Raw genomic sequence first — 12,421 nt, forward strand, 5'->3', positions numbered from 1 at the left:
CCCCCGGTTCGGCGAGGATCAGTCTGCCCCGGGCGGGACATGGCACAACCTCTGGCTTCCGCAGATCAGCCGGCATGATAAAAGCCGAATTCCTCCTGGCCACAAGGCCGGAGGCAAGGATCTGCCTCAGGATCAGACACAGCCGACGGATGCCCGCCGCGTCTGGATCTGGCCGCAGCGTCCCGTGGCACGGCCTGCACCATCCGATGCCCCGCCGCTCGGCGACCTTTCCCGCAGCACGACTCTCATGGCCCCCTTCACGCCTCGGCCCGGCCACGCATTCCCTTAGTGTTTCCCCGATTTTGCCGCATTCGGGCACCATAAATCTCAGTCAAAGCGGCCAGAGAACCTGGCCGTCAGCCAACCGAGGAGACGTATCTTGCGCAGAGCAGTTTCGGGCTTCGTCAAAGATGAAAGCGGCGCAATAACCGTAGACTGGGTTGTTCTGACGGCTGCGATCGTCGGATTGAACATGGTCATTCTTTTTGCACCGGCGCGCGAGGGCCTCGTCAATCTGATGGTCACCATCGGTGAGACGATGGGTATCGTCGGCGACGTCATGCAGGATTCCAATAATCTCGGTAACGGGTGAGAACCGGCCGCCCGGCACCGTAGCGATATGGATCCCGGGCAACCGTCCCCCGCCACGTAAAGTATGAGAGGTAATTATGAGAGCTGTCTTTGGTCTCGTCCTTATTGTCGGGGTCGCCCTTGCGGGCTTCGCCGTCTACATGGCGCAGGGCTATATCCAGAGCAACGAGATCAGGATGAATGCGGCCCTGGAGCGCGAGCGCCAGACCGGCAAGCTGGTTCAGGTATTTGCGTTGAAAAAACCAGTGAAATATGGCGATGGCATTCTGAAAAACAATGTCCAGCTGGTCTGGGTCCAGGAAAAGCTCATGCCACCGGCGGCCTATACCGATGGCGATGTCCTGTTCCCCCCTGACGCCACCAAGCCGCGTTTCGCAATGCGCTCGATGGAAACCAACGAAATCCTGCTGAGCACGCGCCTGACCGAACCGGGCCAGGTTGCCGGGCTTGCCGGCAAACTTGAGCCGGGAATGAGCGCCTTCCAGGTGCGCGTAAGCGCCGCCTCCGGTGTGGCGGGCTTTGTGATGCCCGAAGATCTGATCGACATCTACTGGACCGGTGCCAGCGGTTCGGGCGAAATCACCCAGCTGATCGAAAGCGCCATGCGCGTGATCGCGGTCGATTCCGCCATCGATCAGTCAGAAGCCCGCTCGGGCACGGCCAGAACCATTACGGTCGCGGTCTCTCGTGAACAGGTCGCCCGTCTGGCACAGGCACAGGCCTCCGGACGTCTGACCATGTCGGTGGTCAGCGGACCCGCTGCCTCAGATACCGCAAAGGTTGAAATCAACCGCGATCAGCTTCTGGGCATCGAAGCCCGGCAGGTCGTCGAAGTTGCACAACCTTGCTACCGCACGACCCGCAAAGGAACGGAAGTTGTCAGGGAAGAGATCGCCTGCGCGACCAACTGATCTGAAAACTCGACCAGGGCCGCGCGAATGCGCGGCCTCAGCCATACCGCATCTGGGGGATACTTTACTGCTGTGTACCTGGAACTGCCCGTCTGTTGCAGGTTATCCACATAAGAAAAACGCTCCAAGAGTTTGATTATTGCAAAAAAATCCATCTTCCGGCACTTTAGGACGATGTAAGGGCGCAAAGACCCACATAACGAGGCGTGGTCGAAAGGGCAGATCACATGAGCATGAAGACCAAAGTTGCGGCCGGTATTTTCGGCCTTGCAGTCGCGGTGTCGGTTGTTCCGGTTTCCGCTGAAGTGTTGCGTGTGATGTCCGGTCAGGCATCAGGCGCGTTGAATGTACCGATGAACCGCGCGGTCGTTGTCGAAAGTGATGTTCCCTTCGCGGAGCTCTCGATTGCCAATCCGGGAATTGCCGATATCTCGACGATCTCTGACCGTACAATTTATGTACTTGGCAAAGCACCCGGGCGCACCACGCTCACCCTGCTGTCGGCGGAGGGCAAGCTCATCTCGAATGTGGATGTGCATGTCACCCCCGATATCGCCGAATTCAAAGAGCGCCTGGCGCAGATCCTGCCAAATGAGAAAATCGAGGTGCGGACCGCCAATGACGGGATCGTGCTCTCGGGCACCATCAGCTCGGCCGCCCGGCTTGACCGCGCGCTGGATCTCGCCAGGCGCTATGCGCCGGACCGGGTCTCGAACCTCATGGTCGTGGGCGGCACACAGCAGGTCATGTTGAAAGTGCGTTTCGCCGAGATGCAGCGCTCGGTCTCGAAAGGGATTTCGGCATCGATGGCTACCGCTGGCAATAGCGGGAACTGGACCGGTGGGACCATCTCGGGCAGCAACGGTAATGTTAATAACATTATTGGCGGCGGTCTTGTGACCACGGCAGCCCAGGGTGCGCTCGGCCTTGGTTTCTCCTCGGGCTCCTTCCAGCTTGGCGTCCTGCTCGAGGCGCTGGAATCGAAGGGCATGGTCCGGACGCTGGCGGAACCGAACCTGACAGCGCTTTCGGGCCAGGAGGCCCGCTTCCTTGCAGGTGGCGAATATCCGATCCCTGTCATGCAAAGCGGAAGCGGCACGGGCGCCAATTCGATCACCGTCGAATACAAACCCTTTGGTGTCGAACTGAACTTCACCCCCTATGTGGTGGATGGCGATATCATCAACCTGCAGATCAACGCGGCTGTCAGCTCGATCGACACCACGGTTTCGGTTCCGACCGGCGCAGGCGGCCAGATCAACGGCTTCAAACGCCGCGAGACCACGACCACTGTGGAAATGCGCGACGGTGACAGCTTTGCCATCGCGGGTCTTTTGCAGGATGATTTCCGCAACTCGGCCAGCCAGGTTCCGTGGATCGGCGATGTTCCGATCCTTGGCGCCCTGTTCCGCTCGACGGATTTCCAGCGCAACCAGTCGGAACTGGTGATCATCGTCACGCCGCATCTGGTGAGCCCGGTGAAAGGCGAGGCCCTTGCCCTGCCAACCGACCGCGTCCGCATCCCGACCGAGAGCGAAATGTTCCTCTATGGGGAAATGGCCAAGCCCGCCAGGGGCGCCGCCGGTGAAGTGGCCCGGCAGGACTTTTCGTCCTCCTACGGCTATGTGATGGAGTGAGCCGATGCGCATGACCCCCTCCACGCTCCTCGCCTCTGTCTGCGTATTGTCGCTGGCCGCCTGCGGCGCCAGTGCCAACCGCGAGCTTGGCGCCCAGGTCGATACCGGCAGTTTCGGCAATTCGACCATGCATAATGCACTGATCCAGACTGGTCAGATGGATTATACCATTGCCCTGGCACAGCGCTTTGCCGCCGAAGTCCCCGATACCGTGACCTTCGCCTTCAACTCGGCGCAGCTGACGCGGGAAGCGACGGCCATCCTCGACAGGCAGGCGAATTTCATCCGTCAGTTCCCCGAAGTGCGCTTCAAGGTCTTTGGTCATACCGACCTCGTCGGCAGCCAGGGCTACAATAAAAAGCTCGGCCAGCAGCGCGCCAATGCAGTCGTGGCCTATCTCGTCTCGCGCGGCGTGTCGAAATCACGCCTCCAGGCCGTGGTCAGCTTTGGCAAGACGCGCCCGCTGATCCAGACCAATGCGCCGGAAGAACGCAATCGCCGCACCGTCACCGAGGTGTCGGGCTTTGTGAAATCGAACCCGATGGTGCTGAACGGCAAATATGCCGAGATCGTCTGGCGCACCTATTCGCGGGAATCGGCAAAGCGCGATCATGGCGGCACGACCGGCACCGTTTCCGAGGTTGCAGGTTCCGGCAACTGAGGCGGTTCCACTCAGGATTGCAAAGGCCGGGCTTTAGCCCGGCCTTTTGTTTTTTCAGACCGCGAATGACCAAAGATTGACGCTATTTCGGCCCCAATCTCGCCCAACTCACCAGGCAAATTGCTGCAATGAGAACGGTGTGCGGCCAATTCCGCGCGCAGCGTCTTTGGGGCTTTCTGCGTCAGGCCAAAATCAGGCCCGCGATTTCCCGATGACGCAGGGCAGAACAACGTGAGGCGAGATGACGAGCGTGGCAACAATCCAGCCAGATCCTGCACCGATTGCGGCGTGCACTGTTTCGCGCGATGTGCAGAACTTCGAGATGCTCATCGATGAGATGGAGCGGGAAATGGGCGAAGCCTGGGGCGACCTGAGCTTCGATGACGCACTGGTCTTTCTGGACCAGCCTGAAGCGTCCGAACTGGAATTCATTGCGATCGCGCTGGATGCTGATGACGAAGGGGATCTCTCGCTGATCTCCGGCGTGATCCGGGCGGCGCGGGCCACCGGGACCCATGTCATCCTCGTCGCGAACCAGCTCAGCCCGACGGGATTGCATCAGCTGATGCGTCTCGGCGCTGATGATTTTGTTCCCTACCCGCTTCCCGATGGCGCGCTTCATGATGCGATCAGCCGCGTTCGCGCGGCCGCCACCGCCAAAGCTGCCGCCACAGCAAATGCCGCCGCTGAACGGGCAGCGACTGCACAGGCCGCCCCCCCTGCCGCAACCGCCAATGCGCTTGTTCTGGTGGAGGATGCGAGCAACGCTCCTTCCTTCCGCGCCAGCGGCAATCGCCATGGCCTCGTGCTTCCGATCCATGGCATGGCCGGTGGTTCCGGGTCGTCCACCTTCGCGGCGAACCTCGCCTGGGAGCTGGCCAATGCCGATAAGCTGAACCCGCCGCGCGTCTGCCTGATGGATCTCGATTTTCAGTATGGGTCTATCGCGACCTATCTCGACCTGCCCAGGAAGGATGCGATCTTCGAGATCCTCACCGATCCTGGCCAGGTCGACAGCGATCTGCTGATCAAGTCGATGCAGACCTTCAACGAGCGGCTTTGCGTCTTTACGGCACCTGCCGAGATGCTGCCGCTTGATATCATCTCGGGCGAAGATCTCGGCCGGCTGATCGATATGGCCGTGGCGAATTTCGATTTCGTGCTGATCGACATGCCGAAAACGGTTGTGACCTGGACTGAAGCCGTGCTGTCGCGCGCCCATATCTATTTCGCGCTGCTCGATCTCGATCTGCGCTCGGCGCAGAATGTCCTGCGCTTTGTGCGCGCCCTGAAAGCCGAGGCGCTGCCGCATGAGAAGCTGCGCTATGTGCTGAACAAGGCGCCGAAATTTACCGATCTTTCCGCTAAGGCGCGGGTCAAGCGGATGTCGGAAAGCCTTGATATCCAGATCGAGGTTCAGCTTCCCGATGGCGGAGCTGCGGTGACGCAGGCCAATGACCACGGCCTGCCGCTGTCCGAAAGCTCTGCCAAAAACCCGCTGCGCAAGGAACTGCAAAAGCTCGCGAAATCGCTGTTCGAGCTCAACAAGGCCCAGGCCAGCGCCCGGTCGTAATTCTTTCCCAAAGGCACGCTTTCATGTTCAGCCGTTTCAAAAAAGATGCTGCCCAGGGTAAGCCCGCTGCGCCTGCCGCTCCGGTGGACAGGGCGCCCGCTGCGGCCACCGCTGCGGGCACCGTCAAGGTAACACGCCCGACCTCGATGATGGGCGGCAAAGCCTCGCCGGCCGAGGTCGCACAGGTCGATAAGGAAGCCAAACGCCGCCACCGGATGATGGAGCTCAAGCTAGAGATCCATAAACGGCTTCTGGAAAACCTGAACCTCTCGGCGCTGGAACATGCCTCCGAGCAAAGCCTGAAATCAGAGATCTCGACCCAGACCTCGGAGGCGCTGGATGAGCTTTCCGTAGCCCTGAACGCCAGTGACCGCGCCATCCTGGTGCAGGAGCTGTATGACGAGGTCATGGGGCTTGGTCCGCTGGAGCCTTTGCTGAAAGACGAGACCGTCAACGATATTCTCGTGAACGGCCCCTTCCGCGTTTTCGTCGAGCGCGGCGGCAAGCTGGAACTGTCTGACATCACCTTCCGCGATGAACGCCACCTGATGCGGATCATCGACAAGATCGTGTCCGCCGTGGGCCGGCGCGTCGATGAATCGAACCCCTATTGCGATGCCCGTCTGCTGGATGGGTCGCGTTTCAACTGTATGGTGCCGCCGGTTGCGGTGGACGGATCTCTGGTTTCCATCCGGAAATTCAAGAAAGAAAAGCTGAAGATCGAAGACCTTGTGCGCTTTGGTGCCTTTACCGAGGAAATGGCCGCCTATTTGCAGGCCGCCGTGTCGACGCGGCTGAACATCATTGTGTCGGGCGGTACGGGGTCAGGGAAAACCACCACGCTTAACGCGCTGTCCTCATTCATCGACAATACTGAACGCGTGCTGACCATCGAGGATACGGCGGAACTTCAGCTGCAACAGGTCCATGTCGGCCGGATGGAAAGCCGCCCCGCCAACGTCGAAGGCAAAGGCGCCGTGACGCAGCGTGACTGTCTGCGCAACGCGCTCAGGATGCGGCCTGACCGGATCATCGTGGGCGAAACCCGCGGCGAAGAGGTCATCGATATGCTGCAGGCCATGAATACGGGCCATGACGGATCCATGACCACGATCCACGCCAATAACCCGCGTGACGGCATCTCGCGTCTCGAAAACATGGTCGCAATGGCCGGGATCGAGATGCCGCTGAAGGCCGTGCGCAGCCAGATCGCCTCGGCGGTGAACGTGATCGTCCAGGCCTCGCGCCTGCAGGACGGCTCGCGTCGTATGACCTCGATCACCGAGATCACCGGCATGGAGGGCGAAGTGCTCTCGATGCAGGAAATCTTCCGCTTCGAACGCCTTGGCGTCGAGCCTTCCGGCAAGATCATCGGCCGTTTCAACGCGACCGGCATCCGTTCGGCCCATTCCGAGCGCTTCCGCTCCTGGGGCTTTGATCTGCCCGCCTCCATCTACGAACCCATCGCGTAAGGCCAGGCCATGACCATTTCGATTGCGCCCCTCATCTATGTCATGATCTTCGTTGCCGTCATTGTACTGGTCGAGGGGATTTACCTCACGGTCTTCGGCAAATCGATCAAGCTGAACAGCCGCATCTCGCGCCGGCTGACGCTGCTTGAGAAGAACGGCAACCGCGAAGAGGTGCTCGCCCAGCTCCGCAAGGAGATGAACCAGCACCTGAACTCGAAGAATATCCCGCTTTATTCGATCCTGGCCAAAAAGGCGCAGCGCGCGAATATCGCCTTTTCGCCGGTGCAGCTGATCGGGTTGATGGGGGCACTTGGGGTTGTGGCCTTCCTGCTGCTGACCATCGGCACCTCCGCCGAATTCGGGGTCCGGATCCTTGCCGCCATCGGGATGGGCGTGGGTGGCATCTATGTCTGGGTCAATGGCAAGGCCAAAAAACGGATGAACCTGATGGAAGAGCAGCTTCCGGATGCCATCGACCTGATGGTGCGGTCTCTGCGCGTCGGTCACCCGTTCTCGGCGGCGATCAACATCGTCTCGAAAGAGGTCCCCGACCCGCTCGGCACCGAATTCGGCGTGATCGCTGACGAAGCCGCTTATGGCGCGGATATATCCGAGAGCCTGAAGAACTTTGCCGAACGGATGGACAGCCAGGATCTGCGCTTCCTTGCGGTCGCGGTGACCATCCAGCAGCAATCGGGCGGCAACCTTGCCGAGATCCTCGACGGATTGTCGAAAGTGGTGCGGGCGCGGTTCAAGCTGTTCCGCAAGGTGCGCGCCATCACCGCCGAGGCGAAATGGTCGGGCATGTTCCTCTCGGCCTTCCCGATCCTCGCGCTGATCATGATCAACGTGATCCAGCCGAACTATTATGACGGCGTAAGGGAAACCCCGGTCTTCGTTCCCGCCGCCCTCGTGGTCTGCGCCTTCCTCATCATCAACGTGATCTTCATGAAGATCATGGTCAACATCAAGGTCTGAGGCACGATCATGCTCCAATCCATCAACTCTGTGCTTACGGGACTGCTCGGGCCACTGGGGCCGCTGATCGCAATCGCCGGGCTCGGGATCGTGCTGGTGCTGATCGCCCTGCCGACGATGTTGAAAAAACAGCGCGACCGTTTCGCCGAACTCGGCGTCCAGGCGGGCATCCGGGGCGCGGCTGCCGACGCTGGCAAATCAAACCGCCTGCGCCGCATGAGCTCGGGCGACCGGCTTGAGAAATACGCCCATCTGCTGGAGCCGCAAAAGGCCGAAGAACTCTCTGCACTGCGTCTGAAACTGATGCGGGCGGGCTATCCCGACAAGGGCGCGGTGCGCCTGTTCCACGCCGCCAAAATGGTGCTTGGTCTTGGCGGCCTTGTGCTGGGCGTGGCTTTCGCGCTGATCAATTCGACCGATGAGACCTCGACCACCAGTTTGCTGATCTATGGCGCGCTGCCCGGGGTTATTGGCTATTACCTGCCGGTATACTGGATCGAAAAGCGGGTCGCCATGCGCCAGACCGAGATCATCCAGGGCTTTCCCGATGCGCTGGACATGATGCTGGTCTGCGTCGAGGCCGGCCAGTCGCTTGACCAGTCGATCATCCGCGTCGGCCGCGAAAGCCGCGCCGGCTACCCTGCCCTTGCCGATGAATTCGACCTGGTCGCCCAGGAGGTCAAGGCCGGCAAGGAACGCACACAGGTGTTGCGCGATATGTCGGACAGGGTCGGCATCCCCGATGTCGCCTCCTTCGTGACCACGCTGGTGCAATCCGCGACCTTCGGTACCCCGGTCGCCGAGGCGCTGCGTGTCTATTCCGCCGATATGCGGGACAAGCGTGTGATGCGGGCCGAAGAAAAAGCAAATATGCTGCCCACGAAGCTCACTCTGGGAACTATGATGTTCACAGTTCCGCCGCTGCTGATTATCCTGATCGGGCCTTCGGTCTGGGGTATCGTGACCATGCTGGGGCAAATGGGCGGCAAGTGAGGTCGGGATTGAGCGTGTTGGTTTGAGATTTGCGGTCAGTGTTGTGCTGATCGCGACCCTGCTGGCCGCCTGTGGAAATACGGGCGGTCCTGGTGCGTCGCGAAATACGCCTTTCGGGGTGAACCCAAAAGGCGCGGCGGTTGACGGGTTGATTGTCGGACATCGTCTGATGGCGGCGGGCGAGCCGGAGCTTGCGCTGAAAGCCTATTACCGTGCCGCCGCCGAAGACGGGATCAGCGTCGATACGCTTTCCGCAATCGGATCGGCCAATCTGGCGCTTGGCCGGCTGGGCCAGGCCGAACAGGTGCTGCGAAACGCGCTGAAACAGGATGAGACCTTTGTCCCTGCCCTGAACAACCTTGGCGTCGTGCTGATGGAGCGCGGCAAGCTTGGCGAAGCGCGGCTTGTCTTCCAGCAGGCCTATGCGCTGGACAGTGGCCAATCGGACTCGATACGCGACAATCTGAAACTCGCTATCGCCCGGACCGAAAACAGGGTGTATGATGACGCCAGTGAGGAAAAGGGCGAATTCCAGCTCGTGCGCCGCGAGAAGGGGCAATATGTCCTTCTGACAGAGCTCTGAGGCGTCGGGCGAAGGCTGGAACCAGGCCTGAATTGGGCAGTAAAAGATAAAAGGACGCAAAATGCGCCACCTGGTTTTTGTGACACTGTGCCTCGGGGGCGCAGTTTTTCTTGCCGGATGCCAGAAGAATTCCGACGCGCAGGTTCAGCGCGCGCTCAAAGACGTCAATGTCATTGATGAAGCGAACCTCAACGACATCATGCTCACGGTCAGCGATCCCAAAGAGGCTGTGGCCTATTTCCAGGGCGCCCTGCAAAAGGATCCGGGCCGGATCGATCTGATGCGCGGGCTCAGCAAATCGCTGGTGCGCGCCGGCAAGCCGATGGAAGCTGCCCAGGTGCTGGAACGGATCGTCACCATGGAAGGCAGTAATCCCGAAGACAAGGTGATGCTGGCAGACGCGCAGATCCGCTCCAATGAATGGGCCAGGGCCAAAGCGACGCTCGCGACCATTCCGCCGACCCATGAGACCTTTGACCGCTACCGGCTGGAGGCGATGGTCGCCGACAGCGACAAGAACTGGAAAAAGGCCGACAGCTTCTATGAAATCGCGGCCGGTCTGACCACGAAACCCTCGGGCATCTACAATAACTGGGGTTTCTCGAAACTGACCCGCAAGGAATTCGCCGGCGCCGAGCGGCTATTCTCGCAGGCGCTGACCTATGATCCGACGATGTTCACCGCCAAAAATAACCTCGTCATGTCGCGCGCCGCACAGCGCAAATACGACCTGCCGGTGATCGATATGACCCAGACTGAACGGGCCGAGCTGCTCTACACCATGGCGCTGGCCGCGATCAAACAAGGCGATGTCTCGGTCGGCAAGGGTCTCTTGCAGCAGGCTGTCGACACCCATCCGCAACATTTCGAAGCCGCCGCCCGCAGCCTGGCCGCCCTCGACAACAATGTGACCAACTGAGCCATGACAATACCAACCATCACTCAGGCCCTGTGGTTCCTGCCCTTCTGCCTGCCGATTGCGCTCTGGGTCTCTTATACCGACCTGAAATATATGAAGATCCGCAACAATGCCTGTCTGGCGATGATTGCGGCCTATGCCGTTGTCGGCTGGCCGGCGCTTGGGCTGCACACCTGGCTCTGGGGCTGGGCGATCATGGCAATCGTGCTGGTCTTCGGCTTTTTCGGCAACGCGGTCGGCCTTTTTGGTGCCGGGGATGCCAAATTCGGCGCCGCGATGGCCGGCGTGTTTTCCGGCGGCGACCCCTGGCTGATTGCGATGCTCTATGCGGGCTGCTCGATCGCCGCCCTTCTGGGCCAGCGCATCGCGCGGATGATCCCCGCAGTCCGGCGGGCCTCGCCCGACTGGGTCAGCTGGTCCTCGAAGAAATTCCCGATGGGGCTGGCGCTGGCGCTGATGCTGATTTTGTACCTTCTCGCCGCCTTCCTGCCCAAAGGCTGACATTATTCCCTGCAAACTGCAGCGATAACGGGCCGCTCTCTCCGGGGCGGCCCTTTGCTTTTCCGGCAGTGCCAAAGGCGCAGACCGGCTGTGGGACAGAGACAGACAGGGACGCGGAAGATGAATGTGCAGCTGACCAATCCAGATGGCGTCACCTCCGGCGTCCAGGCACCGCCTTCGCCGCGCTCGCTGGCCGATACCGGCATAGGCATCGTCATGCTGCGCGATATCCTGCTGAAGACCATGTTCCGCACCAATCTTGATCTTTGTTCGAAGATCAGTCAGGCAATCTCGCTGCCGGTACCGCTGACCCAGGAGCTGATCGACCTCGCCCGCAGTCAGCGCCTTTTGGAGGCGACCGGCACCATGCATGCCAATGCCGGCAATGAAATGGGCTATCAGCTGACCGATGCCGGCAAGGCACGCGCGCTGGATGCGCTCGCCCAGTCGGAATATTATGGCGCGGTGCCGGTGCCGCTGGATCAATATGGCGAACAGATCAAACGCCAGTCGATCCGCAATATCTCGCTCAACCGTGACCAGCTGATGGCTGGTATGGGCGGGCTGATCCTGCCCCCGGACCTGATCGGCAATCTGGGCCCGGCCGTGACTTCGGGCCGTTCGATCCTGATGTATGGCCCCCCCGGCAATGGCAAGTCATCGATCTCGCACGGGATCCGCAAAGCGATTGGCGACAAAGTCTATGTGCCGCGTGCGATTGAATATTCCGGCCAGGTGATCTCGGTCTATGACCCGATCGTCCATGCCGCAGCCGAGGCCGCGGTCGACGACCCGAACAGCCTGCGCCGCACCTCGAACCGTTTCGACAACCGCTATGTCTATTGCGAGCGGCCTTCGGTGATCACCGGAGGTGAGCTGTCGCTCGATATGCTCGACCTCGCGTATAACCCGGTGTCGCGCACCTATCAGGCGCCGTTGCAGCTCAAGGCGACCGGCGGCATTTTCATCATCGATGACCTTGGCCGCCAGGCCGAGCCGCCGCAAAAGATCGTCAACCGCTGGATCGTGCCGCTGGAGGAAAACCGCGATATCCTCGCATTGCAATCGGGCGAGAAATTCACCGTGCCCTTCGACACGCTGGTGATCTTCTCGACCAACTTCCACCCCAACCAGATCTTCGACGGCGCAGCCCTGCGCCGGATCTTCTTCAAGATCATCATCAATGGTCCAAGCCAGGAGATGTTCCTGAAGATCTTCGCGATGGTTGCACGCAAAAAGAAAATGCCGCTGGATGAAAAAGCGCTGATGTATCTCCTGAAGGTCAAATATCCGACCATCGACATGAATTTCGCGAATTATCAGCCGACCTTCCTGATTGATCAGATGATCTCGATGTGTCAGTTCGAAGGCATCCCGAACCAGATGAGCCCCGAGCTGATCGACCGCGCCTGGGGCAATATGTTCGTAGAACAGGCCGATTTCGCGCATTGAAACGTAAGGACGACATGCGCTCTCTGGCGCAAGGGCACGCATCCAGACCAGTTCGGGGCGCTGCCAGTTATCAATAGCGAAACCATCGGGCCGGGGCGCATCCAGCAGCGCCGGCCTGGCAGCAGTGGCCACTGCCTGCACCACCGTGGA

The 12,421-nt window shown here is 60.3% G+C and carries 12 protein-coding genes; all 12 read left to right on the forward strand.

Annotation, left to right across the window (positions count from 1 at the left end; all coding sequences use genetic code 11):
• Positions 1 to 379 precede the first annotated feature (379 nt).
• The 12 genes from M3484_RS03765 (at position 380) to M3484_RS03820 (ending at position 12,271) form a co-directional block, all read left to right on the forward strand.
• Positions 380 to 592 carry a hypothetical protein gene (locus M3484_RS03765; protein ID WP_249495784.1) on the forward strand — a complete coding sequence of 71 codons (213 nt, stop codon included), beginning with the start codon at positions 380 to 382 and terminating at the stop codon, positions 590 to 592.
• A 76-nt stretch (positions 593 to 668) separates the two neighbouring features.
• Positions 669 to 1,502, forward strand: a complete 834-nt coding sequence (gene cpaB / locus M3484_RS03770) for a Flp pilus assembly protein CpaB (protein ID WP_249495785.1) — start codon at positions 669 to 671, stop codon at positions 1,500 to 1,502.
• Positions 1,503 to 1,729: 227 nt separating this feature from the next.
• A complete protein-coding gene (locus M3484_RS03775) occupies positions 1,730 to 3,139 on the forward strand; it encodes a type II and III secretion system protein family protein (RefSeq protein ID WP_249495786.1) in 1,410 nt (469 codons plus the stop codon).
• A 4-nt stretch (positions 3,140 to 3,143) separates the two neighbouring features.
• On the forward strand, positions 3,144 to 3,800 hold the full coding sequence (locus tag M3484_RS03780) for an OmpA family protein (RefSeq protein WP_249495787.1): 657 nt from the start codon (positions 3,144 to 3,146) through the stop codon (positions 3,798 to 3,800).
• 241 nt (positions 3,801 to 4,041) lie between these two features.
• Positions 4,042 to 5,373: a CpaE/TadZ family protein gene (locus M3484_RS03785; RefSeq protein WP_249495788.1), complete on the forward strand. Its 1,332-nt coding sequence runs from the start codon at positions 4,042 to 4,044 to the stop codon at positions 5,371 to 5,373.
• Between the two features lie 23 nt (positions 5,374 to 5,396).
• The gene (locus tag M3484_RS03790; protein WP_092898057.1) at positions 5,397 to 6,845 is read left to right on the forward strand and encodes a TadA family conjugal transfer-associated ATPase; all 1,449 of its coding nucleotides are present in this window, start codon (positions 5,397 to 5,399) and stop codon (positions 6,843 to 6,845) included.
• A 9-nt stretch (positions 6,846 to 6,854) separates the two neighbouring features.
• Positions 6,855 to 7,823, forward strand: a complete 969-nt coding sequence (locus M3484_RS03795; protein WP_092898059.1) for a type II secretion system F family protein — start codon at positions 6,855 to 6,857, stop codon at positions 7,821 to 7,823.
• Positions 7,824 to 7,832: 9 nt separating this feature from the next.
• Positions 7,833 to 8,816, forward strand: coding sequence for a type II secretion system F family protein (locus M3484_RS03800; RefSeq protein ID WP_092898061.1), 984 nt, complete (start codon positions 7,833 to 7,835; stop codon positions 8,814 to 8,816).
• 22 nt (positions 8,817 to 8,838) lie between these two features.
• Positions 8,839 to 9,399: a tetratricopeptide repeat protein gene (locus M3484_RS03805; protein ID WP_092898063.1), complete on the forward strand. Its 561-nt coding sequence runs from the start codon at positions 8,839 to 8,841 to the stop codon at positions 9,397 to 9,399.
• A gap of 61 nt (positions 9,400 to 9,460) precedes the next feature.
• Positions 9,461 to 10,318, forward strand: a complete 858-nt coding sequence (locus M3484_RS03810) for a tetratricopeptide repeat protein (RefSeq protein ID WP_092898065.1) — start codon at positions 9,461 to 9,463, stop codon at positions 10,316 to 10,318.
• 3 nt (positions 10,319 to 10,321) lie between these two features.
• Positions 10,322 to 10,819, forward strand: coding sequence for a prepilin peptidase (locus tag M3484_RS03815; protein WP_092898067.1), 498 nt, complete (start codon positions 10,322 to 10,324; stop codon positions 10,817 to 10,819).
• Between the two features lie 120 nt (positions 10,820 to 10,939).
• Positions 10,940 to 12,271 carry a DUF8689 domain-containing protein gene (locus tag M3484_RS03820; protein WP_249495789.1) on the forward strand — a complete coding sequence of 444 codons (1,332 nt, stop codon included), beginning with the start codon at positions 10,940 to 10,942 and terminating at the stop codon, positions 12,269 to 12,271.
• Positions 12,272 to 12,421: the final 150 nt, after the last annotated feature.

Source organism: Pseudomonas sp. GX19020 (genome assembly GCF_023371075.1).
Taxonomy (GTDB): domain Bacteria; phylum Pseudomonadota; class Alphaproteobacteria; order Rhodobacterales; family Rhodobacteraceae; genus Pseudogemmobacter.

Bases quoted from the DNA above. Each gene is read 5' to 3' on its own strand.
- M3484_RS03790 (WP_092898057.1), top strand. From the start codon at position 5,397: ATGTTCAGCCGTTTCAAAAAAGATGCTGCCCAGGGTAAGCCCGCTGCG.
- M3484_RS03800 (WP_092898061.1), top strand. From the start codon at position 7,833: ATGCTCCAATCCATCAACTCTGTGCTTACGGGACTGCTCGGGCCACTG.
- cpaB (WP_249495785.1), top strand. From the start codon at position 669: ATGAGAGCTGTCTTTGGTCTCGTCCTTATTGTCGGGGTCGCCCTTGCG.
- M3484_RS03815 (WP_092898067.1), top strand. From the start codon at position 10,322: ATGACAATACCAACCATCACTCAGGCCCTGTGGTTCCTGCCCTTCTGC.
- M3484_RS03810 (WP_092898065.1), top strand. From the start codon at position 9,461: ATGCGCCACCTGGTTTTTGTGACACTGTGCCTCGGGGGCGCAGTTTTT.
- M3484_RS03820 (WP_249495789.1), top strand. From the start codon at position 10,940: ATGAATGTGCAGCTGACCAATCCAGATGGCGTCACCTCCGGCGTCCAG.
- M3484_RS03775 (WP_249495786.1), top strand. From the start codon at position 1,730: ATGAGCATGAAGACCAAAGTTGCGGCCGGTATTTTCGGCCTTGCAGTC.
- M3484_RS03785 (WP_249495788.1), top strand. From the start codon at position 4,042: ATGACGAGCGTGGCAACAATCCAGCCAGATCCTGCACCGATTGCGGCG.
- M3484_RS03795 (WP_092898059.1), top strand. From the start codon at position 6,855: ATGACCATTTCGATTGCGCCCCTCATCTATGTCATGATCTTCGTTGCC.
- M3484_RS03780 (WP_249495787.1), top strand. From the start codon at position 3,144: ATGCGCATGACCCCCTCCACGCTCCTCGCCTCTGTCTGCGTATTGTCG.